Source organism: Mesorhizobium sp. M1409 (assembly GCF_040317535.1).
Classification (GTDB): domain Bacteria; phylum Pseudomonadota; class Alphaproteobacteria; order Rhizobiales; family Rhizobiaceae; genus Mesorhizobium.
Genome location: NZ_JAMYKV010000033.1, coordinates 1 through 20,933, shown reverse-complemented (window position 1 = coordinate 20,933; position 20,933 = coordinate 1). Strand labels below are relative to the sequence as shown.

General features: G+C 63.0%; 22 protein-coding genes and 1 tRNA gene. 10 read left to right on the top strand and 13 right to left on the bottom strand.

What is annotated here, in order from left to right; all coding sequences use genetic code 11:
* Positions 1-39: 39 nt before the first annotated feature.
* Positions 40-1,050, top strand: a complete 1,011-nt coding sequence (gene cobT, locus NKG99_RS23025; RefSeq protein WP_352870939.1) for a nicotinate-nucleotide--dimethylbenzimidazole phosphoribosyltransferase — start codon at positions 40-42, stop codon at positions 1,048-1,050.
* Positions 1,051-1,100: 50 nt separating this feature from the next.
* On the opposite strand, the gene NKG99_RS23020 is transcribed toward cobT, so the two are convergent.
* The 3 genes from NKG99_RS23020 to NKG99_RS23010 all read right to left on the bottom strand — a co-directional run bounded on the left by NKG99_RS23020 (position 1,101) and on the right by NKG99_RS23010 (position 3,212).
* The gene (locus tag NKG99_RS23020; RefSeq protein ID WP_352870938.1) at positions 1,101-1,778 is read right to left on the bottom strand and encodes an outer membrane protein; all 678 of its coding nucleotides are present in this window, start codon (positions 1,776-1,778) and stop codon (positions 1,101-1,103) included.
* A gap of 342 nt (positions 1,779-2,120) precedes the next feature.
* Positions 2,121-2,196: transfer RNA gene (locus NKG99_RS23015), tRNA-Lys, on the bottom strand.
* A gap of 107 nt (positions 2,197-2,303) precedes the next feature.
* A complete protein-coding gene (locus NKG99_RS23010) occupies positions 2,304-3,212 on the bottom strand; it encodes a PhzF family phenazine biosynthesis protein (RefSeq protein ID WP_352870936.1) in 909 nt (302 codons plus the stop codon).
* 101 nt (positions 3,213-3,313) lie between these two features.
* On the opposite strand from NKG99_RS23010, the gene NKG99_RS23005 reads away from it, so the two are divergent.
* The 4 genes from NKG99_RS23005 to NKG99_RS22990 all read left to right on the top strand — a co-directional run bounded on the left by NKG99_RS23005 (position 3,314) and on the right by NKG99_RS22990 (position 6,914).
* Entirely contained in the window at positions 3,314-4,606 is a 1,293-nt protein-coding gene (locus NKG99_RS23005) for an efflux RND transporter periplasmic adaptor subunit (protein ID WP_352870935.1), read from the top strand.
* 4 nt (positions 4,607-4,610) lie between these two features.
* Positions 4,611-5,318: an ABC transporter ATP-binding protein gene (locus NKG99_RS23000; protein WP_352870934.1), complete on the top strand. Its 708-nt coding sequence runs from the start codon at positions 4,611-4,613 to the stop codon at positions 5,316-5,318.
* A gap of 2 nt (positions 5,319-5,320) precedes the next feature.
* Positions 5,321-6,538 (top strand): ABC transporter permease, encoded by a 1,218-nt coding sequence (locus NKG99_RS22995; RefSeq protein ID WP_352870933.1) that lies wholly within the window; start codon positions 5,321-5,323, stop codon positions 6,536-6,538.
* Positions 6,539-6,671: 133 nt separating this feature from the next.
* Complete coding sequence (locus NKG99_RS22990; protein WP_352870932.1) at positions 6,672-6,914, top strand: hypothetical protein; 243 nt, start codon at positions 6,672-6,674, stop codon at positions 6,912-6,914.
* Between the two features lie 46 nt (positions 6,915-6,960).
* Here the strand turns inward: NKG99_RS22990 and NKG99_RS22985 are convergent, their stop codons facing one another.
* Positions 6,961-7,686 (bottom strand): NUDIX hydrolase, encoded by a 726-nt coding sequence (locus NKG99_RS22985; RefSeq protein WP_352870930.1) that lies wholly within the window; start codon positions 7,684-7,686, stop codon positions 6,961-6,963.
* 7 nt (positions 7,687-7,693) lie between these two features.
* The gene (locus tag NKG99_RS22980; RefSeq protein WP_352870929.1) at positions 7,694-8,806 is read right to left on the bottom strand and encodes an endonuclease/exonuclease/phosphatase family protein; all 1,113 of its coding nucleotides are present in this window, start codon (positions 8,804-8,806) and stop codon (positions 7,694-7,696) included.
* A 189-nt stretch (positions 8,807-8,995) separates the two neighbouring features.
* Here NKG99_RS22980 and NKG99_RS22975 point away from each other — a divergent pair, with 189 nt between their 5' ends.
* Positions 8,996-9,556: a BA14K family protein gene (locus tag NKG99_RS22975; protein WP_352870928.1), complete on the top strand. Its 561-nt coding sequence runs from the start codon at positions 8,996-8,998 to the stop codon at positions 9,554-9,556.
* A gap of 99 nt (positions 9,557-9,655) precedes the next feature.
* On the opposite strand, the gene ilvC is transcribed toward NKG99_RS22975, so the two are convergent.
* Together ilvC and NKG99_RS22965 are read right to left on the bottom strand one after the other, a co-directional pair.
* Complete coding sequence (ilvC, locus tag NKG99_RS22970; protein ID WP_352870927.1) at positions 9,656-10,675, bottom strand: ketol-acid reductoisomerase; 1,020 nt, start codon at positions 10,673-10,675, stop codon at positions 9,656-9,658.
* 18 nt (positions 10,676-10,693) lie between these two features.
* Positions 10,694-11,350, bottom strand: coding sequence for a TetR/AcrR family transcriptional regulator (locus NKG99_RS22965; protein WP_352870926.1), 657 nt, complete (start codon positions 11,348-11,350; stop codon positions 10,694-10,696).
* Between the two features lie 144 nt (positions 11,351-11,494).
* Between NKG99_RS22965 and NKG99_RS22960 the strand changes: the two genes are divergently transcribed.
* A complete protein-coding gene (locus tag NKG99_RS22960; protein WP_502910998.1) occupies positions 11,495-11,929 on the top strand; it encodes an anthrone oxygenase family protein in 435 nt (144 codons plus the stop codon).
* A gap of 29 nt (positions 11,930-11,958) precedes the next feature.
* Here the strand turns inward: NKG99_RS22960 and NKG99_RS22955 are convergent, their stop codons facing one another.
* A complete protein-coding gene (locus NKG99_RS22955; protein WP_352870925.1) occupies positions 11,959-12,417 on the bottom strand; it encodes a MarR family winged helix-turn-helix transcriptional regulator in 459 nt (152 codons plus the stop codon).
* Between the two features lie 144 nt (positions 12,418-12,561).
* On the opposite strand from NKG99_RS22955, the gene NKG99_RS22950 reads away from it, so the two are divergent.
* A complete protein-coding gene (locus NKG99_RS22950; RefSeq protein ID WP_352870924.1) occupies positions 12,562-13,287 on the top strand; it encodes a glutathione S-transferase family protein in 726 nt (241 codons plus the stop codon).
* On the opposite strand, the gene NKG99_RS22945 is transcribed toward NKG99_RS22950, so the two are convergent.
* Together NKG99_RS22945 and NKG99_RS22940 are read right to left on the bottom strand one after the other, a co-directional pair.
* Positions 13,235-14,416: an FAD-dependent oxidoreductase gene (locus NKG99_RS22945; RefSeq protein ID WP_352870922.1), complete on the bottom strand. Its 1,182-nt coding sequence runs from the start codon at positions 14,414-14,416 to the stop codon at positions 13,235-13,237. The two genes, NKG99_RS22950 and NKG99_RS22945, sit on opposite strands and share 53 nt — an antisense overlap.
* Before the next feature lie 130 nt (positions 14,417-14,546).
* On the bottom strand, positions 14,547-14,957 hold the full coding sequence (locus NKG99_RS22940) for a winged helix-turn-helix transcriptional regulator (protein WP_352870921.1): 411 nt from the start codon (positions 14,955-14,957) through the stop codon (positions 14,547-14,549).
* A gap of 135 nt (positions 14,958-15,092) precedes the next feature.
* On the opposite strand from NKG99_RS22940, the gene NKG99_RS22935 reads away from it, so the two are divergent.
* A complete protein-coding gene (locus NKG99_RS22935; RefSeq protein WP_352870919.1) occupies positions 15,093-15,986 on the top strand; it encodes an SDR family oxidoreductase in 894 nt (297 codons plus the stop codon).
* A gap of 304 nt (positions 15,987-16,290) precedes the next feature.
* Here the strand turns inward: NKG99_RS22935 and NKG99_RS22930 are convergent, their stop codons facing one another.
* The gene (locus tag NKG99_RS22930; protein ID WP_352870917.1) at positions 16,291-18,210 is read right to left on the bottom strand and encodes a potassium transporter Kup; all 1,920 of its coding nucleotides are present in this window, start codon (positions 18,208-18,210) and stop codon (positions 16,291-16,293) included.
* A gap of 103 nt (positions 18,211-18,313) precedes the next feature.
* On the bottom strand, positions 18,314-19,054 hold the full coding sequence (locus NKG99_RS22925; RefSeq protein WP_352870996.1) for a pyridoxine 5'-phosphate synthase: 741 nt from the start codon (positions 19,052-19,054) through the stop codon (positions 18,314-18,316).
* A gap of 114 nt (positions 19,055-19,168) precedes the next feature.
* Between NKG99_RS22925 and NKG99_RS22920 the strand changes: the two genes are divergently transcribed.
* The gene (locus NKG99_RS22920; RefSeq protein ID WP_352870915.1) at positions 19,169-19,573 is read left to right on the top strand and encodes a SpoIIAA family protein; all 405 of its coding nucleotides are present in this window, start codon (positions 19,169-19,171) and stop codon (positions 19,571-19,573) included.
* 14 nt (positions 19,574-19,587) lie between these two features.
* Here NKG99_RS22920 and NKG99_RS22915 read toward each other — a convergent pair whose 3' ends face one another.
* Positions 19,588-20,715, bottom strand: coding sequence for an ATP-dependent DNA helicase (locus NKG99_RS22915; protein WP_352870914.1), 1,128 nt, complete (start codon positions 20,713-20,715; stop codon positions 19,588-19,590).
* Positions 20,716-20,933 lie beyond the last annotated feature (218 nt).

Here is a 20,933-nt window from a genome sequence, read left to right as displayed (position 1 = left end):
TCCCCTTTGACCTGATTCTCTTTTGGAGATTTTGCCCCCATGCCCTTCAAATCACTCGATGAATTGCGCGCCGCTTGCCTCGACCTGCCGGCTGGCAGCGATGTCGCGGCCAATGCGGTCGCGCGCCGCCAGGACACACTGACCAAGCCGCAAGGCAGCCTCGGCCGGCTGGAGACCATCGCCGCATGGCTGGCGCGCTGGCAGGGCCGCGACATGCCGAAGCTCGACCGCGTAAAAGTCTTCGTCTTCGCCGGCAACCATGGCGTCACCGCGCAAGGCGTGTCGGCTTATCCATCCGAGGTCACCGTGCAGATGGTGGCGAACTTCGCCGGTGGCGGTGCCGCCATCAACCAGCTTGCCCGCATGGCTGGCGCCGAACTCGACGTCATTCCGCTCGATCTCGACCATCCGACCGGCGACTTCACCCAAACGCCGGCGATGGATGAGAAAGCCTTCCTCGCCGCCGTGTCGGCCGGCTACGACGCGGTGACGAAAGACCTCGACCTCGTCTGCTTCGGCGAAATGGGGATCGGCAACACCACGCCGGCCGCCGCTATTTCAGCGGCGCTGTTCGGCGGTGGTGCGGAAATATGGACCGGACGCGGCACCGGCGTCGACGACGCCGGCCTGAAGCGCAAGGTGGTCGCCATCGAAGCCGGCCTGAAGCGTCACGCCGCCGCCCTTGCCGATCCGCTTGCTGTCGCTGCCGCACTCGGTGGCCGTGAACTGGCCGCCATCTTCGGCGCGACGCTGGCCGCCCGCCATCTGCGCATACCCGTGCTGCTCGACGGCTTCGTCTGCACCGCAGCCGCGGCCCCGCTGGCCAGGCTGCACCCGGCAGGCCTCGCCCACACGATCGCCGCGCACGTTTCGGCTGAGTCAGGCCATCGCGGCCTGCTCGAAGCCCTCAACCTGCCGCCGCTGCTCGATCTCGGCATGCGGCTTGGCGAAGGCTCGGGCGCCTGCCTCGCCGTCAACATCGTCCGCTCGGCACTGGAATGCCATGCCCGCATGGCAAGTTTTGCCGAGGCTGGCGTGTCGGAGAAGTAGGCGCGGATTTCGCCGCACCTGCTCCGGGAACGTTTTGCCGCCTCGGGCGATCAGAACCGGTATGAAAAACCTATCGTAACGGTTTGCAGGGTCGGGCTAATGTCTTCAACATAGTTGTTGAAGACGATGGTCTTCGAGCCGAAGTCCGCGTACCGATATTCGCCGCGAACCGTGATCTTGTCGGTAATAGCGTATTCAGCGCCGGCGCCGACCGTCCATCCGTTGAATGAAGCCGAGTGACTTTCCTCTCGACCCGGATCGCGAGTGTCCGCTTTTCCATGCAGGTATGCGTAGCCGCCCGTGCCGTAAATCAGCATTCGGTCAAATGAGACGCCTGCCCTAGCGCGGACGGAACCGATCCATTGCGCCTCAAAGCCATTGATGTCCCCACCGCTTCCGCCATCGTCGCCATCAATGCTCGTCGCGTTGATATCTGCCTCGCCACCGAACACGAAGGAACCGGATTGCCAATTGTAGCCTGCGTGCACGCCGCCAAGGACACCGCTGCCGTCCGCATCGTCCTGGTCGAAGATGTCCGGACTGGCCTCTGAAAAGCCCCATGGCTGATCGACTTTGCTCCATCCGCCGCCGATTTGCGCGCCTACGTAGCCGCCCGTCCAGTTGTAATTCGATGCGACCGGCAACTCGACCATTGTATCGGCGGCAAGTGCCGTTCCGGCCATCAAAGCCGTGACGAATACAGAGGCGACAAAAATGAAAGCGCGCATGCACCAATCCCCCTTGTTAACGCCCTTTTTTACCACGATGCGCGCATACCAGCTGTGATTTTTTTGCAACACTCGAAAGAAACGATCTGCTCGACATAAGTATGATCGTCCATCGAGACCTTCGCCGGCAGCCAAGGTCACCAATGTCAACGACAGGGACCGCGCATAGGCAGCGCAGCCCAGGGGCCGCTCATAGGCAGCGCAGGATCGCAGATACCTGTGACCGCCCGATCGTCATGAAGGTCACGTTCAAGGCCAGCCTCGGCAAGCCCGCGCCATGCCCGAGACACGGTCAAACGCATCTCGCATTCCAAGGTCTTTCCACCAAGTCTTTGAAGAATTTGGTGGGTGCGCACAGGATTGAACTGTGGACCCGCTGATTAAGAGTCAGCTGCTCTACCAACTGAGCTACGCACCCACTCGGCCGGCAAAAACCGGCGTTGGCGGGCATATAGCCGCCACCATCGGTCCTGTCCAGCCCTGCCGGAATCATTTCCCGACAAATCGCTTAAGTGCCGCACATAGTCAGACGAACAGCTTGCCTTCGGCGACCTTGACCGCATTACCGCCGATGCGTGCGGAGGCAAGTTTTCCGCCTTCCACGGTTAGTTCGAGGCGAATTCGAGATGGCCTGCCCATCTCCAGCCCCTGCTCGATCCACAGCTGCGAAATGCCGTCGGTCGGCGCGTCGAAATGCATGATCGCGCCGGCAAAAGCCGCTGCCGCCGAGCCGGTTGCCGGATCCTCGTAGGAAGGCGTGCCTGGCACGATCATACGCACATGGAAGGCGCTTTCGTGGTTCACCGTCTCGCGGCAATAGACATAGGGGCTGGCGAAGGCCCACTCGCTCTTGCGTGGCGCCAGTTCCGACCAGGCCTGGTTGTCCAGACGGATGCGGCCCGCCACTTCGAGATTGGCGACCGGAATGGTCACATAGGGCACGCCCGCCGACCAGAACGCGACGCGATGATTCTCGAAACCGATTTCGTGCGGCGTCAGGCCAAGGGCCGCACCGATAGCCTCCGGGTCGGCCTCCAGCTTCAGCGGCTCCGGCAGCTTCGCCAGGTCGAACTCGGCAAAGGTCGCTCCATCATGCTTGCTGACGGCACAACGCACCGGGCCGATGTTTTCCTCCAGCACGAAGATGCCGGCGCCGCCCTCCTCCGCCAGCTCGGCCAGCGCGATCGCCGAACCCACCGTCGGGTGGCCGGCGAACGGCATTTCATAGTCGGGCGTGAAAATGCGGATGCGGTTTTTATGCTTGGGATTGTCCGGCGGCAGCACGAACACCGATTCCGACAGGTTGAATTCGCGCGCGATGGCCTGCATCGCGGCGGTATCCAATCCCTTGCTGTCCAGCACGACGGCCAAAGGATTGCCGGCCAGTCGCTCGGTCGTAAACACGTCGTAAAGCAAGTAATTCCGGGTTTTCATTCCTGCCTCAATCCCAACATGGGCGAAATTTAATTTGATATTTGAACCGTCAAGCCTGATCTGTGCACAGATAGAGACATTGCCCATTATAGGGGTCCAGCGTGGACCAGATTGTCAATCTGCCAAAGACCGAATCGGATTCCGCCATCGAGACGGCGCTTGGGCTCGACAAGACGGGCCTGCGCAAGTCGCGCCGGCGCGGCTGGCTATATGCGCTGCTGGCGCTGATCGTGCTCGCCGCCGGGCTTGGCGCCTATCAGTGGTATGCCGGCTCGCCGGCCAAGGTTGATTACACCACAGTGCCTGCCGCCAAGGCTGACCTTACCGTCGCGGTGTCGGCGACCGGCACGCTGCAGCCGCTCACCCAGGTCGATATTTCCAGCCAGCTCTCCGGGATCATCCGTTCGGTGTCTGTCGAGGAGAACCAGCAGGTCAAGAAGGGCGACGTGCTGGCGGCGCTCGACACGACCAAGCTGCAGGTCCAGATCGAACGGGCCGAAGCCTCGGCCAAGGCAGCGGCGGCCAATGTCGAGGACGCCACGGTAACGCTGGCCGAGAACGAAAAGGCGCTTGTCCGCGCGGCGGCTTTGACCAAGCGCGGCATGGCGACCGACCAGTCGCTCGAGGCGGCGACCGCGACGCGCGATCGCTCCAAGGCCGCGCTCGACAGCGCCCAGGCTAACCTCGCCATCGCCAATGCCGATCTGAAATCGCAGCAGACCGACCTTGCCAACAGCACCATCTATGCGCCGATCGACGGCATCGTGCTGACGCGCTCGGTCGACCCCGGCCAGACGGTCGCCTCCTCCCTGCAGGCACCGGTGCTGTTCATCATCGCCGCAGATCTCAGAAACATGGAACTGGTGGCGGCGGTGGACGAGGCCGACATCGGCGCGGTCAGATCCGGCCAGCATGCCCGCTTCACCGTCGATGCTTTCCCGGAGCGGCCGTTCGATGCCGAGATCCGCGACATCTCCTATGCCTCGGTGACCACCGACGGCGTCGTCACCTACAATGCGCGGCTCAAGGTCGACAACAACGAGCTGTTGCTGCGACCCGGCATGACCGCCACCGTTTCGGTCGTCACCAAACAGGCCAAGGGCGTGCTCACCGTGCCGGCCACCGCCTTTCGTTATCGGCCCACGGCGCCTGCCACCCGCGCGTGGAGCATGAGCGACCTGTTCACCGGCCGCATGGGTCGCCCCGGCGGCAACCGCCAGCGCCAGGCCGCGACGGCGCCTACCGATGGCTCGCGCACGCTGTACGTGCTGGAGAACGGGCGTCCGCGCCCGGTCAACGTCAAAATCGGTTCCACCGACGGCGAACTGACCGAGATCACCTCCGGCCTGGACGAAGGCGCTCAGGTTATCACAGCGTCGCAGCAGCGGAGCTGATACCGTGGCCCCGAGCGCGACGCTCATCACCTTCGACAAGGTCTGGAAGAGCTACGGCCAGGGCGAAGCCAAGGTTCATGCGCTGGCCGGCGTCGACCTTGCGATCCAGCGCGGCGAATTCGTCGCCATCATGGGGCCGTCCGGCTCCGGCAAGTCAACGGCGATGAACATCATCGGCTGCCTCGACACGCCGACGGCCGGAACCTATTCCTTCATGGGTATCGACGCCGGCCGTCTCGACCGCAACCGCCGCGCCATGCTGCGCAACCTCTATGTCGGCTTCGTCTTCCAGGGCTACAATCTGCTGGCCCGCACCACGGCGGCCGAAAATGTCGAACTGCCGCTGATCTACCGCGGCGTTGCCGCCCGCCAGCGCCGCGACCTTGCCATGCAGACGTTGGCGGAGGTCGGCCTTGTCGGCCGCGAACACCACACCCCGGCGGAACTCTCCGGCGGCCAGCAGCAGCGGGTGGCGATCGCGCGCGCCATCGTTACCCGCCCAACCTTACTCGTCGCCGACGAGCCGACCGGCAATCTCGACACCGCCCGCACGCACGAGATCATGGAGTTGCTGACCAGGCTGAACACCGAACTTGGCCTGACCATCGCCATGGTCACGCACGAGGCCGACGTTGCCGGCTATGCCGAACGCACCATTCGCTTCCTCGACGGCCACGTCGCCTCCGATACAATAAAGCTGGAGACGGCGTAGCCATGATCTGGGAAACCGTCCGCCTCTCGCTCCGCTCGATCCGCCGCAACGTGCTGCGCTCGTTCCTGACATTGCTCGGCATCGTCATCGGCGTTGCAGCCGTCATCGCCATGCTCACCATCGGCTCGGGCACCACCGAAAAGGTCAAGGCCGACATCTCCAAGCTCGGCAGCAATCTGCTGGTCGTCCGTTCCGGCCGCCCGGCCGGTCCCGGCGGTCCGGGAGGGCTCGATCAGGTGGCGCGTCCGCTGGCCGAAAAGGACCTGGCGGCGCTCGTTGCGCACCTGACCGGCGCTCGCGCCATTTCGCCGGCCTCGCAAAAGCAGGTCCGCGTCATCTTCGGCACCGAGAGCCTGACCTCGGGCGTCACCGGCACCGACAGCGCCTATCTCGATGCGCGCGACTGGAAGCTGGTGTCCGGCCGCCCATTCAGCGATTCCGAAACCCGCTCGGGCACCGGCGTGTGCCTGATCGGCGAGACGGTGCGCCAGCAGTTCTTCGGCGCCGGTGATCCGGAGGGCGAGATCATCCGCGTCAACCGCACCTCCTGCAAGATCATCGGCCTGCTCGAGCCCAAGGGCTATACCGGCTTCGGCCAGGACCAGGACAATGTCGTCTTGATGCCGCTGCATGCCTATCAGCGCCGCATCGCCGGCAACCGCGACATCGACAACATCTACATCGCCGCCGACGACCGCACGCCGACCAGCGAACTGCAGCCGCGCGTCGAGGACATTTTGCGCGATGCGCGCCGCATCACGCCCGAGCGCGAGAGCGATTTCGCCATCCGCGACATGACCCAGATCGCCGACGCCATGGCCAGCGCCACCACCACCATGACCGGCATGCTGGGCGCGGTCGCCGGCGTCAGCCTGCTGGTCGGCGGCATCGGCATCATGAACATCATGCTGGTGTCGGTCACCGAACGCACCCGCGAGATAGGCATCAGGCTGGCCATCGGCGCGCATGAAAAGCACATCCTCATCCAGTTCCTGGTCGAGGCGACGGTGCTGTCGCTGCTCGGCGGCATCATCGGTATCCTGATCGGCCTGGCGTTGGCCGGCCTCGCTTCCGTAACGCTGACCATCCCCTTCGCGCCAAGCCCGGCGGTCATCCTGCTCGCCGTCGGCTTCTCCGCGCTGATCGGCATGGTGTTCGGCTTCTTCCCGGCGCTGCGCGGCGCCAGGCTCGACCCGATCGATGCGCTAAGGCACGAGTAGGGGCAACGCAGTCGGAAACGCTCCCAGCGCTCCGACCGGCTTTTGCACAGTCTTCACAGCTCCACCTTGCTCCGCCACTGTCGCCGCACCGTTCGCGATGCTAGGGCACTCGCCTTGGGCGGAGGAATAGCGGATGAGCAAAAAAGCGCGGCTGATCCTGGCGATGGTCATCATCGAGGCCTGTCTGGCGGGCATCTGGTGGTATCTCGCCCGCTACGGCCTTGCCAATCCCGATCGCGTCACATCGGATTTTCAGGCGATCGTCGGCCAGACCATAGGAATGGCGATGGGCGGCTTGCTGGGCATCGGCTTTATCCTGTTCCTCGTCGCTGCTCGCAACGATCGCAAGGACGCGCAGAACAAGACGCGCGGTTAGAGCAATTCCAGGAAAAGTGTGAAGCGGTTTTCCGTCCGGAATTGCGTCAAAACAGAGAGTCCTTGCCCGCAAAATGCCACTCGATCAGCGGCTTCATATGCGGCGACAGCCCGACCGGCAGGTCGGCGGCATGGCGGATGATCACCGGGCCCTCGATCTCCGGATCGGTTTCGGTGGCGACGAAAGCCGAGATGCGCCGGGCGATCTCGTCGGCGGGCGCTGTCGCGTGATAACGCCGGAAGATCACCGTGCCGCTATTGGTCGACAGGGCGTGGTAGCGCTTGCCGCGTTCGGCACCCGACAGGTCGAGCCCGGTTTCCTCGCGCACCTCGCGGATCATGTTGAAATCGACATCGACCAGACCATCGCGAAAGTCGATCGGCTCGAACGAGCCGGCGGCGAAATAGACGCTGCCTGCGTTGACCGTGTGCGGTCCCATGCGGATCGCCACCAGCGCATTGTCGCCGGCCACCAGCATGGCATGCGCATAGGCATGCTCGGCGCCCGAATTCTCACGCCTTTTTCGCCACAGCAGGAAAGTCGAGTAATTGACCGCATGGCAGCGGCCGACGAGACGGTTGTCGCGGTACGCGAGTTGCGACAGCAGCACCACCATGCCATCGAACAGCGCCGGATTGGCGGCGACTTCGCGCTGCCAATTCTCAGCGATGGCCTCTGCATTGTCCCAGGCGAAGGGATGCGGACGGGGATCGAGCCTGACGTCGACGGCGTCGACGGGCAGGATGACATTGCGCGGCAGGTCGAAACTCATGGGCGTATCAAACGATGTCCAGGGTGATGGCCACCGGACAATGGTCCGACGCCTTCGGCCGATCCCAGCCGGCGCGCGGAAAGCGGTCGACCTCCTGGCCGGATGGGAAAATCGTGCGCCAGGGCTGGCCGTTGCGGATAATGTCGGGAACGGCCGTCGCGTTGCTGGCAGCGAGCCCCTTCGACAACAGGATATAGTCGAGTTGGCACAGATGCCGCTCTTCTGGTCCGCGCGTGTGATAAAAACTCCAGCGATCTATCTCGGGCCGCCGCTCGACGAGGTTTTCGCAGAAACCGCCGGCCGTCAGCACGTTGATGCAGGATAGGGTCTCGTCGACCACCTCGAAGCGGTAGCCGTCGATCGCGTCGCCGGCCACCTTCACGCGCTGCCGGTAATCGTTCATGTCGCCGCAGATCGCCCAGCGTTTGTCGGCGGCGTGGTCCTTGCCGAAACGCTCCTCGATGATCCGCCGCACGGCCTGCGCCTCGGCGATGCGGATCGGCATGGTCGCCTCGCGCCCGTCGAGCCCATTGCGCGGCGAGCCCATCGATTTGAAATGCACGAGGTAAAGCGTCAGCGGCACGCTGCCCACCGTGATGTCGATTTCCAGGCAATCGCGCCGGAAGATGCGCTCATTGGCCTGGTTGCCGAGTGCCGCCAGTTCCGGCGTGTGCAGCCCGAACTGTTCGTAGGTGACATAGGCGTGGCTGGTCATGCGCACGAATTCGATCGGCTGGCCCTGCGCGGTTTCGTTGCGCATCATCACGGCAACGTCGATGCCGCGCGTATCATTGCCCGATGTGGTGTATTTCTGCCGGTAGCCTTGCCCCACCATCTTGAACAGGTAGCCGTGTTCGAACGCCTTCAGCGCCTCGATGTTGTCGACTTCCTGCATGCAGACGATGTCGGCGCGGGTGGCGGCGATCGCCAGCGCCGTCAGCTGGCGCGTATCGTCGGACTGTGCGATGGCGCGGGCCTGCTCCAGCATCTTGTATTCCACCTCGCTCTGGATATCGAACAGCGCCAGCGTGCGATCCTCGTTGAGCTGGTTGCGGTAGCCGGAAAAATCGAACCTGTTCATCAGGTTCTCGACGTTGAAGGTGGCAAGGCGCAGTGACATGCCATGACCTTTGCCCGCAAGTGCCGCGGAAAACAAGATCGCAGGACCGCCAGCGAGACCGGTTGGGTCCTAGGCGCCTTCGCGCCATGGTTGACGGAACCTTTCCGTTCATCCGCCGTTCAGATGCAAACGTCCACATTAGGCCCATTCCTCGGCTTGGCGTGGGGCCTGTACCCCTTGGAGAGTGCAATGAATTCGCTCTTTTCGTCCACGGTAAAATCCGGGCTAATAGCGCTCGGTATCGTCTCCGGCATCACGGCACCGTCCGCTGCCGGCCCGATCATGCAGCCGACACTGTCGATTCCCACCAGCACGGCGGCGCCGACGGTCACCCCGATCCGCGACGAATGGGCGGGCGGTAATGACCGTCAGTTCTACGGTGACAATTGGAGGTGGCGCCGCCATGACGGCCGTCGCTACTGGAACCATGACAACTGGCGCCGCGGCAACTGGGATGGCGGAAATGACTGGCGTTGGCGTCACGGTCGCCATCATTATCGCGGCGGCCGCTATTACGATGATGGAGCGGCCGCGCTCCTGGGCCTAGGGCTGGGGCTCAGCCTCGGCAGCATGTACAACAACTACAACTACTATGACAGGCCGGCGCCGCGCCGCTATTACCGCGCAGGACGGCTTTCGAGTGCCCATGTCCAATGGTGCTACAACCGTTACCGGTCGTATCGCGCCTGGGACAACACGTTCCAGCCTTATAACGGCCCGCGCCAGCAGTGCTGGTCGCCCTACAGCTGATCTGCAGCCACTTACCGACAGAATAAGGAAACGGCGCCACGGGGCGCCGTTTCCGATTCAGCTGTAGACGCTGTCTGTCTTGGAATGTGCTGATTTCGCTCAGTTTTTCGCCTTGTCGACCAGCTTGTTCTTCGAAATCCAGGGCATCATCGCGCGCAGCTTGGCGCCGACTTCCTCGATCTGGTGGCTGTCGTTCATACGGCGGATGCCCTTGAAGCGCGACATGCCGGCGCGGTATTCCTGCATCCACTCCGAGGTGAACTTGCCGGTCTGGATATCCTTCAGCACGCGCTTCATCTCGGCCTTGGTCTCGGCGGTGATGATGCGCGGACCCGAGACGTATTCGCCCCATTCGGCGGTGTTCGAGATCGAGTAGTTCATGTTGGCGATGCCGCCTTCGTAGATCAGGTCGACGATCAGCTTGACCTCGTGCAGGCACTCGAAATAGGCCATCTCAGGCGCATAACCAGCTTCCACCAGCGTCTCGAAACCGGCGCGGATCAGCTCGACCAGACCGCCGCACAGCACGACCTGCTCGCCGAACAGATCGGTCTCGCATTCCTCGCGGAAATTGGTCTCGATGATGCCCGAACGGCCACCGCCGACGCCGCAGGCGTAGGACAGCGCTAGATCCAGCGCATTGCCCGAGGCGTCCTGGTTGACCGCGACCAGGCACGGCACGCCGCCGCCCTTCTGGTATTCGCCGCGCACCGTGTGGCCGGGGCCCTTGGGCGCGATCATGACGACGTCGACCGTCGACTTCGGCTCGATGAGGCCGAAATGCACGTTGAGGCCGTGAGCGAAAGCGATCGCCGCACCATCGCGGATGTTCGGCGCGATCTCGTTCTTGTAGATGTCGGCCTGCAGTTCGTCGGGCGTTGCCATCATCATCAGGTCGGCCCATTTGGCGGCATCCGCCACGCTCATCACCTTGAGCCCATCGGCCTCGACCTTCTTGGCGGTCGCCGAGCCGACCTTGAGACCGATGGCGATCTCCTTGGCGCCGGAATCCTTGAGGTTGAGCGCATGCGCCCTGCCCTGGCTGCCATAGCCGATGATGGCGACCTTCTTGCCCTTGATCAGATTGAGATCGGCATCACGATCGTAATAGACGCGCATTTTGTCTTCCTTCCCGTTTTATGAATCAGCCTTACGGCCGGTTTTTGCTCCGAAAAGAGCGAGAAACTGCTGCGTCGCCCGCGCGGCATCGCCGCCGATCGCCGCCTCAGTCAATTCCAGCCGGTCGCCGAGCAGCAGACGGATCTGCACGTCGCGGGCGACCAGCCCGAAAAAGGTACGGAATGCCGTTTCGGCATCCGAGAATTCCAGAAGTCCGGCCCGCCGGCCGGCTTCAAGCACAGGCTTCAGCCGCTTGGCCAGCGCGAAGCGGCCATTTTCCAGCACGACGGCGCCAAGGTTGTCCTTGCCCGAGCCGGCATGACCGACCGCAACCCTGTTGAGCGCGATCGAGGTATCGCTGGAGATTACTTGGAGCCAGTCGGAAGCGAAGCGTTCGAGGCTTGCCGTCAGCGAGGCGAGATCAAGCCCCTTGCCATCGACCTGCGCCACCCGCACCTTCGAGGCCTGCCATTGCACTGTCGCCGTCAGCAGCCCGTCACGATCGCCGAACCATTTGTAGAGCGTTTCCTTGGAACAGCTCGCACGGCGCGCCACGGCGGTCATGGTCAGCTGATCGCCCTCCTCGACCAGCAGCCGCAACGCCGCGTCGAGCACGGCCTTCTGCCGCTCTGTCAGCGCTTGGCTGGTGTCGATCTCGGGTACGATGTGCAACACGCTCTTCTCTCGGCAGGTAAGGCCGGCCGGTTATTTCGGCAAGCCGTACCGTACGTTACGGTTCGCCTGATCTATGGCGTATTGTTTTGGGCCTTGCAAGCCCTATTTCTTTCTGGACGGCGGCGGCTTGCGCGGGGAAAGAAGATGCTGATCGGATTGCTCGCCTTGACGGTTGCCGCCGTATTCTCCGGCGCCGCGATTTACGTCGGCGTCGCGGAACAGCCGGCGCGGCTTCGTCTCGACGACAAGGCACTGCTGCAGGAATGGCAGCCTTCCTACAAACGCGGCGCCGCCATGCAGGCGTCGATTGCCATTGTCGCCTGCGTTCTTGGCCTGATTGCCTGGTGGCAGACCGGCGGTCTCGCCTTCCTGGTTGGCGCGGTGTTGATCATCCTGCCCTGGCCGTGGACGCTGATCGCGATGATGCCGACCAACAGGGTGCTGGAGGCGATGGATGCAGGCGCCGTCAATCCGCAAGCCAGGCCCCTGATCATCAAATGGGGCAATCTGCATCTGGTTCGCACGGTGCTCGGTGTTTTGTCGACGCTGGCGTTTCTCTGGGGCAGCCATCCGGCTTGACCTCGCCGAGCCGGCTCGGCGCCGTGGCATCAGTCCGCGATGGGCGGATGGCGCAGTCGGCCAAGCAGTGCCGAGACCATGGTCAACTCATCTCCCGAGAGCTTGGCGCCGACCAGTTCGGCGATCGACAGTCCGTAGACAGCCCACATTCGACGCCGCGTCTCGCGGCCTTTGGTGGTGATGCGGATGGTCTGGCCACGGCCGTCATCGGCCACCGGCAGCTTCTCCACCAGCCCATCGGCCTCGAGCCGCGCCAGCAGCCGCGATATGTTGTATTGCGCGAATAGAGTGCGCTCGATCAGCTGAAACGGCCGCAGCCCGCCCTCGCCCGCCTCGGCGATCTCATGCAGCACGTCATACCAGGCAAGCGGCGGCAGGCCGGCGGCCTTTAACGCCTCTTCAGCGCTTTCCACCAGCTGGCGCGAAACGCGCATCAGGCGGGCCCAGGCCTTGATGGCTTCGGGCGAAGGCATGGCTGTCTCGGTCATGGCCCAGCATAGGCAATAGATGCAATTGCATCAAGCTTGACGTTCAATGCATATGCATTTACATAGATGCAAGTGCATTAAATTATGGAAAGCCAGTCCAATGAACACGAAATCCGCGAACTCGCCGACATTGGGGCGAGTAAAATGACCGACAAGCTCATTCTCGTCAGCCACCATCTCTGCCCCTATGTTCAGCGCGCCGCGATTTCACTGGCTGAAAAGGGCGTGCCGTTCGAGCGCGTCGATATCGACCTCGCCAACAAGCCGGACTGGTTCAAGGCGATTTCACCGCTCGGCAAGGTGCCGCTGCTGCGCCTGCAGCGAAATGGCGAGGAAACGGTGATCTTCGAATCCGCGGTCATCCTCGAACTCCTCGAAGAGACGCAGGCCAATCCCCTCCACCCCACCGACCCCTATACCCGCGCCCGGCACCGTGCCTGGATCGAGTTCGGCTCGGCCACGCTCAACGCCATCGGCCGGTTCTATTCAGCGTCGACCGAGGCCGGCTTCCTGGCCGAATCCAGCGCGCTGTCAGCCATGTTCGATCGTCTCGAAACCGAACTGGCGGACGAGCTTGGCGGACCCTGGTTCGCCGGCGAGCACTTTTCGCTGGTCGACGCCGTTTACGGTCCGGTCTTCCGCTATCTGGACGCCTTCGACCGGATCGGTGATTTCGGCATCCTTGACGGTAAACCGCTCGTCCGCGCCTGGCGCCAGGCGTTGAGTGAACGCCCGTCGATCAAGCACGCCGTGGCGCCGGGCTACCCGCAAGGCCTGCATGCCTTCCTGCGGGCGAAGGGATCATACCTTTCGAGCCTCATCCACCGAAGCGATCCGGCCATTTCGCCTCTGCAAGCCCGATCCGCTTGAACGGATCGATCACCGTGCCGGCCACCATCGAGGCGAGGAACCGCGGTGCCGGCGGAATTTTTGCCACCGTCGCCACCAGCCTGTCGCGGATAAAGGGAAGCGTCACGGAATCCGACTGGTAGAACGGCGTGAACGCCAGCGACAGCGCCTGGAAGATCCGCACATGCCAGCGGCGCGCCTTCGCATAGGCTTCAAGCGCTGCCTCGACACTCGCCGTCCTCGCCAGCGCATGGCTGAGCGCCGCCGCGTCGAGCAGTGCCATATTGGCCCCTTGCCCGAGCTGCGGGCTGGTCGAGTGTGCCGCATCGCCGATGATGGCCAGCCGCCGGCCGGCCGGCCATTTCATCGTGTGGTGGCCATAGCGCGCCAGCGAGAGCTGGTCGAAATCCTCGACCTGGCTGGTGAACGCCTCGCATTCGGGCCACAGCGCGACCAGCCTCTCCTTCCAGGCGTCGAGACCCACTGCCCGCACCCGCTCGGCATCGGCCGGCTTGAGGCTCCAGAAGAATGCCACCATCTTTTCAGCGCCCGGCTCCGGCCGGCCGATCGGCAGCACGCCGATCATCACGCTCGCTTTGTCGTAGCGTTGCAGCAGCGCATGCTCGTCAAAACCTTCGCCGCGCCAACCGAGCGAGGCCCAGAACGCGCCATAGGTAAGTGGTCGTGGCTCGCCTGGAGCGCTTGCGCGTCGCAGTTTCGAGCGCGAACCGCCGGCGTCGACGACCAGATCGAATGGCCCCGCCCTTCGTCCGTTGCCACGGATCAGCGTTGCCCGTTCGCCCGTCTCCAGCGCCTCGACTTCAACGCCGGTTTCGATAGCGATCGCCTCGCGCTGCGCTGCTCGATAAAGCACCCCGAACAAGGCCGCCCGATGCACCGCCAACCCGAAGCGACCGCCATGTTGCGCATCATAGCGGACGTCGAGCACGGTACGACCTGTGTTAGCGTCGGCGCCATGCAGGCGGTCGATGCGACTGCCCAGCGCCAGTATGTCGTCGAGCAGGCCAAGATCGGCCAGCACCGTCAGCCCGGTCGGCTGCAGGATCAGTCCGGAGCCGACCGGCTTCGGTTCGTCGAAGCGCTCGAAGACGGTGACCCGATGCCCGGCACGCTTGAGATAGAGCGCCATGGCCAGCCCAGCCGGGCCGGCGCCCGCAATTGCGATATGGTATGAAATCTCGATGCCCCAAGCCTGATTGGCGAGGACAATCCTTCAGCCGTCGGGCGAAATCAAGTTGCGGCTCCGGGCATTGGCCGGCTCAACCTTGGGCGGCATCAAAATCGGCGCGCGCTATCCGCACCGCATCGTGGTTGAGTTCGGCCCATAGAATCAATTGATGAAAAGCGCCGAACATCGAGCGCCCTAGATCGGTCAGGCTGTATTCAACACTCGGTGGTTTGGTCGGGAACACCTCACGATGGACATAGCCATCGCGCTGCAAATCGTGCAGCGTCTGGGTCAGCATGCGTTGCGAAATATCGGGCACCAGGCGCCTCAACTCGCCGAAGCGATAGGGTCTTTCAGCCAGCGCCATCATCAGCAGCGATCTCCATTTGCCGCTGACGCCCTGGATGACATCGCGGACCGGACAATTGGCGAAATTGCCGTCCCCGCTCATCGCCTTATAGATCTCCATCTTCGATTTCAGATTGATGACCTTGCCGTCCATGGGTGGTTCCCTGCCTGTGCCTACCTCCCGAAAAACTGCCTTCTTTACGGCGGTGGGTCAATTCCTATTTTAGTGCTGGTCTCTTTCCGAGACTACCACTCGATCCGCCCTTGCGGCGCAACGTCAGGATCCCCCATGACCGAAACCCTTCTCGTCACCGGCGCCTCCGGCCAGCTTGGCCGCGGCGTCATCCACTATCTCCTGGACACGCACAAAGTTCCGCCGGCAAAGATCATCGCCACAACACGCAATCCAGAAAACGTGGCCGATTTGGCGGCACGCGGCGTTGTCGTCAGGGCCGCCGATTTCAACGACGCGGCTTCGCTGGAAACCGCATTCAAGGGCGCCGACAAGGTGCTGATCATTTCGACCGGCGATCTCGATCTCAAAAGCGGCAAACGCCTGAAGCAGCACGAAAATGCAGTCGCCGCGGCCAAGAACGCCGGCATTTCGCATCTGCTCTACACTTCGATGCCCAATCCCGAGCCAGTTTCGCCCGTGCTGTTCGCCAACGATCACTACAGCACCGAGCAGGCGATCAAGGCGAGCGGCATCCCCTACACGATCTTCCGCAACGGCTGGTACCAGGAGAATCTGTTCATGGCACTGCCGCACGCGATCGCCTCGGGACACTGGTATACGTCCGCCGGCGAAGGCCGCATTGCGCACGGCGCACGCGATGACATGGCCGCGGCGATCGCCGCCGGCCTCGCTGGCGCCTCAAACGAAAGCAAGACCTACACGTTGACCGGCCCGCACGCCTACACCACGGCCGAAATCGCCGCCCTGGTGAGCGAGGTCACCGGCAAGCCGCTCGATGTCGTGCAGGTTCCGGATGAAGCCTTGACCGAAGGCGTGAAGGCGGCCGGTGTCCCCGAGGATTTCGCTGACGTCGTCGTGTCCTTCGACGCCAACACGCGCTCCGGCCGCATCGCCATGGTGACCGACGCGATCGAGAAACTTTCCGGCAGAACGCCAAAGACGTTGAAGCAATTTCTCGAGGCGAACAAAGCAGCCCTGGCGGGCTGAAGCGGCGTTTTCGCCGGGCATAGTCCTGAGATGCCTGCGCGGCACGGACCCCCACCCCTAACCCCTCCCCACAAGGGGGAGGGAGACTTCCGTTGGTGCTGACCTAGGCGAATCGCCTGTCTTTTCGGTGCCAAAGAAGAATTAAAGGCACGCGGCAGCGTTCCCTCCCCCTTGTGGGGAGGGTTAGGGTGGGGGTCTTCTTCGCAAGAATCCATATGCGATAGCCCTGCCCTCGTGGGGGATGTCCGGCAGGACAGAGGGGGGCGCGAAGGATCGCGGCAGAGCCGCTTTTATTCCGAGCCGGTCAGATCGCCACCTGTGTACCGATCTCCACCACACGACCGGTCGGGATCTGGAAATACTCCGTCGCGTCGGCCGCCGTGCGCGCCAGGCCGATGAACAACCGGTCCTGCCACACAGGCATTCCGGAATTGGGCGAGGCCTTGAGCGAACGCCGCGACAGGAAGAACGAGGTCGTCATGATGTCGAACTTCCAGCCTTGCTTGCGGCAGATCGCCAGCGCGCGCGGGATGTTGGGCTGCTCCATGTAGCCGAAGGTCAGCGTCACCCGCATGAACAGCTCGTTGACCGTCTCCATCTTGACCCGGTCGCTGTCAGGCACCACTGGCTGCGGCGCCGTCACCACCGAAAGAATGACGTTCTGCTCATGCAGCACCTTGTAGTGCTTCAGGCTGTGCATCAGCGCGGTTGGCGCGCTGAGCGGATCGCTGGTCAGGAACACGGCGGTGCCGGACACCAGCTGCGGCTTTTTCTTCAACAGATTGCCGGCGAGGAAATCGAGCGGGATCTCGTTGCGGCGGGTCTTGTCGAACAGGTAGCGACTGCCGCGCACCCAGGTCCACATGGCCATGATTATAGCGAAGGCCACCGCCAACGAGGCCCAACCACCCTCGAACACCTTGACGATGTTGGAGGCAAAGAAGCCTATATCGATGAACATGAACAGCGCCGTCAGCGCGATTGCCGGCCAGAGGTTCCATTTCCAGATGCGTGTCATGATGACGAAGAGCAGGGTCGTCGTCACCAGCATGTTGCCGGTCACCGAGATGCCATAGGCCGAGGCCAGCCTGCTGGACTCGCCGAAGCCGACGACCAGCATCATCACCACCAACGCCAACAAGAGGTTGACGCGCGGCATGTAGATCTGGCCGGACTGTCTCTCCGACGTGTGCAGGATTTCGAGGCGCGGCAACATGTTGAGCTGCACCGCCTGCCGGGTCAGCGAGAAAGCGCCTGATATGACCGCTTGGCTGGCGATGACGGTCGCGGCGGTCGCCAGCACGACCATCGGGATCAGCGTCCAGCCTCCGTTCATCTCGAAGAATGGATGGCCGACGACTCCGCCATTGGCCAACACGAATGCGCCCTGCCCGGCATAGTTGAGCAGCAGGCAAGGAAACACGATCGCCAGCCAAGCCAGCACGATCGGCTTGCGGCCGAAATGACCGAGATCGGCATAGAGCGCCTCGGCACCGGTGACCGCGAGGAAGACGGCGCCGACGGTGACGAAAGCGACGTCGGGCGAATTGATCAGGAAGGCGGCGATATAGTGCGGACTGATTGCCCACAGGATTTCCGGATCGGCGACGATGTGATTGAGACCGGAAAGGCCAATGGCCAGGAACCACACGGCGGTCACCGGGCCAAACACCAAGCCGACACCACCCGTGCCGAACCGCTGCACCGCGAACAGTATGGCCAGAATGACCAATGTCAGCGGTACCACATAAGGTTGGAAAGCAGGCGTGACGACATTCATGCCCTCGACCGCCGACAGCACCGAGATGGCCGGCGTGATGACGGCATCGCCGAAAAACAGCGAGGCCCCGACAATGCCGATGGCGAGAATGATCGCCGAGCGCGTCGGGAAGCTGCCGCGCGCCAGCGCCATCAGCGACAGCACGCCGCCCTCGCCGCGGTTGTCGGCGCGCAGCACGAACATGATATATTTTACTGTAACCGTGATCGTGAGCGACCAGATGATCAGCGACAAAACGCCAAGGATGTCGCCACGTTCGGCGACATCGCCGCCGGACGAGGCGTGCAATGCTTCGCGAAAGGCGTAGATCGGGCTGGTGCCGATATCACCATAGACGACACCGAGCGCGCCCAGCATCAGAATCTTGGTGCTGTGCTGTTCGACCTCTGGATGGCTCGATTGTTCGACAGATTCTGCCTCAGTACCAGCATTGGTAAGGGCCATGGACGACACTCCGATAAGCGCGCGGTGCTCTACGCTTGCTGCGATGCAATATCAAGTGCCGTTGGGTAATGGCTGCCATCTCTGTCGCGCGAGTCTGCCATCGCTACCACCCGCAGGCCTTGAGAAATCGCCCCACCGTGCCGGCCATGCCATACTCCAATGCGTCGGCTGTCAACCCATGTCCGATCGACACTTCGGCCAATGCCGGAATGCGCTTGGCAAGCGCAGGCAGATTGCTGACCACCAGGTCATGCCCGGCATTGACCTGAAGCCCGGCGGCAAGCGCGGCATCGGCGGTTTTTCCCAACCTTTCCAATTCCTTGGCTGCTTTGGCGGAATCCGAATGACAGCTTCCATACGGACCCGTATAGAGCTCGATGCGGTCGGCCCCGGTATCGCGCGCGGCGGCCACGCAATCGGGGTCCGGATCGGCAAACAGCGACACGCGAAAGCCTCCCTTCTTCAGGCGTTTGACGATCGGAGTGAGGAACGCGGCCTGTGCCGCGAAGTTCCAGCCGTGGTCGGAGGTTGCCTGGGCCGGATCGTCCGGCACCAGCGTCACCTGTTCGGGCTGATGCTTTTCCACAAGTGCCAGGAACTCCTCGGTCGGATAGCCCTCGATGTTGAATTCCGCACGCGGAAACTCGTCGTCGATCAGCGACCGGATCTCAGGCAAGTCGGAGTGTCTTGTGTGCCGCTCGTCGGGGCGCGGATGCACCGTCAGTCCGTGCGCCCCGGCCGCGAGCGCAATGCGGCCGAGGCCGGTGACGCTGGGCCACGGCAGGTCGCGCCGGTTGCGCAGCATGGCGATGGCATTGAGATTGACGGAGAGTTTTGCGGGCATGGCGATGGCCTCGGAAATCATTCGATGCGCCACCTATAATGCCTTTGACGGGAACAGACAGGGGGTTTCGGGTGTTCCAAGAACTGAAGAATGAGTCCGGGAAAGGACGCACCCATGAATTTTCTCGATGCCGTGCCGGCGATTCGCCGTGTCGAGACCAACCGTGACGACCTTTTCGCCATCGACGTCGTCGGGCACGTTTCCGCGGCCGATGGCGAAAACCTTTTCGGGTTGCTGGAGGCTGCCTATGCCCTCCACCAGCGCATCGACGTACTGGTGCGCCTCATCGACCACGAGGGCGTCGACTGGGCCGATATCGCGGACGAGACCCTGAAGCAGGGCGCCATTCATGCATTGGAACATGTCGGCCGTTGCGCGGCGATAGGCGAACCGGACTGGATAGCGGACGCAAAACGCTTCCTGCCGCCCTCACCGCCTATCGAATTCAGACACTTCAAGGCGGAAGACGAAGCCGCCGCCTGGCAATGGCTTGCTGCGCAGCCTGTCGGGGAGCGATAGCGTCCGATTGCCTGCTACCTGACGATCGTCAGCCGCTCTGCCGCCCGCGTGATTGCCGTGTAGAGCCAGCGCTGGCGGGTTTCCTTGAAGGCCCAGCTTTCATCGAACAGCACGATCTCGTTCCACTGCGAGCCCTGTGCCTTGTGCACGGTCAGCGCGTAACCATAGTCGAAATCGTCGAAGCGCTTCTTCTGCTGCCACGGAATATCGGCGTCGGGATCCTCGAACGCCGCCTTGAGCAGCTTGATCTTGGCGACACCGCGATCCGGATCGTCCTCTTCCGGTGACACCAGCAGATTGATGCCGGGCTTCACCGTTTCGCGCGACGAGGTCATCACCTTCCATAGCGAGCCGTTGAGCAGGCCCTTGGCCGGATCGTTGCGCAGACAGACCAGTTTGTCGCCGGCCTGCGGATAGTCGGCATTGAAGCCTTTGAGTTCGCGCAGCCGCTGATTGTAGCGGCGCCGCGTGCGGTTGGTGCCGACCAAGACCTGGTCGGCCTTCAGCACCAGCTCCTGGGTGACGTCTTCCTTGCCGATCACCTGCGCCGTGCCGTAGTCGCCACGCATGAATTCACGGCCCTCGCGCACATCGAGCGCCAGCCGCAGGATCGGGTTGTCGCGCGCCTGCCGGTGGATTTCAGTGAGCAGGAAATCCGGCTCGTGGTCGGTGAAGAAGCCGCCCCCCGAGATCGGCGGCAACTGGCCGGGGTCGCCGAGCACCAGGATTGGCGTGCCGAAGCTCATCAGGTCGCGGCCAAGCTGCTCGTCGACCATCGAACATTCGTCGATGACGACCAGTTTCGCCCGCGTGATCGGGCTCTGCCGGTTGAGCGAAAAGGTCGGCGACATCGACGTCTTGCCGGTGACCTCGTCCGACACCGACTCCTCGCCCTTCGGCCTGTAGATCAGCGAATGGATGGTGCGCGCATTGACCGCGCCTTTGGAGCGCAGAACCTGTGCCGCCTTGCCGGTGAAGGCGGCGAATTGCACCTGGCCGTCGACATGCTCGGCGAAATAACGCGCCAGCGTCGTCTTGCCGGTGCCGGCATAACCGAACAGCCGGAACAGCTGCGGCTTTCCGGTCTTTAGCCAGCGAGCAACCGCTTGCAGCGCCTCGTCCTGTTGGGGAGAGAATTCCATCAGCGCGAGAGACCGGATTCGCAAGGGAAAGACAAGACAGCCATCACCACCATCGACGGGTCGGGCGCCTCAGTGCCGCCGACAGGCTAGGCTATCAGGGGCAAATCAGAACGTAAAGAGAACGCACGATCTCGCCAGGGCAATCGGGTGAGTTAACGCGTGACAAGGGGTTTAGGAGCTGAATCTGTCGAGAGCATCTGATTCTTTGAAGGATGCTT

What these genes read in the sequence shown, in the direction of transcription:
- cobT (WP_352870939.1), top strand. Translation starts at nt 40, where the DNA reads ATGCCCTTCAAATCACTCGATGAATTGCGCGCCGCTTGCCTCGACCTG.
- NKG99_RS23020 (WP_352870938.1), bottom strand. Translation starts at nt 1,778, where the DNA reads ATGCGCGCTTTCATTTTTGTCGCCTCTGTATTCGTCACGGCTTTGATG.
- NKG99_RS23010 (WP_352870936.1), bottom strand. Translation starts at nt 3,212, where the DNA reads ATGAAAACCCGGAATTACTTGCTTTACGACGTGTTTACGACCGAGCGA.
- NKG99_RS22995 (WP_352870933.1), top strand. Translation starts at nt 5,321, where the DNA reads ATGATCTGGGAAACCGTCCGCCTCTCGCTCCGCTCGATCCGCCGCAAC.
- NKG99_RS22990 (WP_352870932.1), top strand. Translation starts at nt 6,672, where the DNA reads ATGAGCAAAAAAGCGCGGCTGATCCTGGCGATGGTCATCATCGAGGCC.
- NKG99_RS22985 (WP_352870930.1), bottom strand. Translation starts at nt 7,686, where the DNA reads ATGAGTTTCGACCTGCCGCGCAATGTCATCCTGCCCGTCGACGCCGTC.
- NKG99_RS22980 (WP_352870929.1), bottom strand. Translation starts at nt 8,806, where the DNA reads ATGTCACTGCGCCTTGCCACCTTCAACGTCGAGAACCTGATGAACAGG.
- NKG99_RS22975 (WP_352870928.1), top strand. Translation starts at nt 8,996, where the DNA reads ATGAATTCGCTCTTTTCGTCCACGGTAAAATCCGGGCTAATAGCGCTC.
- ilvC (WP_352870927.1), bottom strand. Translation starts at nt 10,675, where the DNA reads ATGCGCGTCTATTACGATCGTGATGCCGATCTCAATCTGATCAAGGGC.
- NKG99_RS22960 (WP_502910998.1), top strand. Translation starts at nt 11,495, where the DNA reads ATGCTGATCGGATTGCTCGCCTTGACGGTTGCCGCCGTATTCTCCGGC.
- NKG99_RS22955 (WP_352870925.1), bottom strand. Translation starts at nt 12,417, where the DNA reads ATGACCGAGACAGCCATGCCTTCGCCCGAAGCCATCAAGGCCTGGGCC.
- NKG99_RS22950 (WP_352870924.1), top strand. Translation starts at nt 12,562, where the DNA reads ATGACCGACAAGCTCATTCTCGTCAGCCACCATCTCTGCCCCTATGTT.
- NKG99_RS22945 (WP_352870922.1), bottom strand. Translation starts at nt 14,416, where the DNA reads ATGGCGCTCTATCTCAAGCGTGCCGGGCATCGGGTCACCGTCTTCGAG.
- NKG99_RS22940 (WP_352870921.1), bottom strand. Translation starts at nt 14,957, where the DNA reads ATGGACGGCAAGGTCATCAATCTGAAATCGAAGATGGAGATCTATAAG.
- NKG99_RS22935 (WP_352870919.1), top strand. Translation starts at nt 15,093, where the DNA reads ATGACCGAAACCCTTCTCGTCACCGGCGCCTCCGGCCAGCTTGGCCGC.
- NKG99_RS22930 (WP_352870917.1), bottom strand. Translation starts at nt 18,210, where the DNA reads ATGGCCCTTACCAATGCTGGTACTGAGGCAGAATCTGTCGAACAATCG.
- NKG99_RS22925 (WP_352870996.1), bottom strand. Translation starts at nt 19,054, where the DNA reads ATGCCCGCAAAACTCTCCGTCAATCTCAATGCCATCGCCATGCTGCGC.
- NKG99_RS22920 (WP_352870915.1), top strand. Translation starts at nt 19,169, where the DNA reads ATGAATTTTCTCGATGCCGTGCCGGCGATTCGCCGTGTCGAGACCAAC.
- NKG99_RS22915 (WP_352870914.1), bottom strand. Translation starts at nt 20,715, where the DNA reads ATGGAATTCTCTCCCCAACAGGACGAGGCGCTGCAAGCGGTTGCTCGC.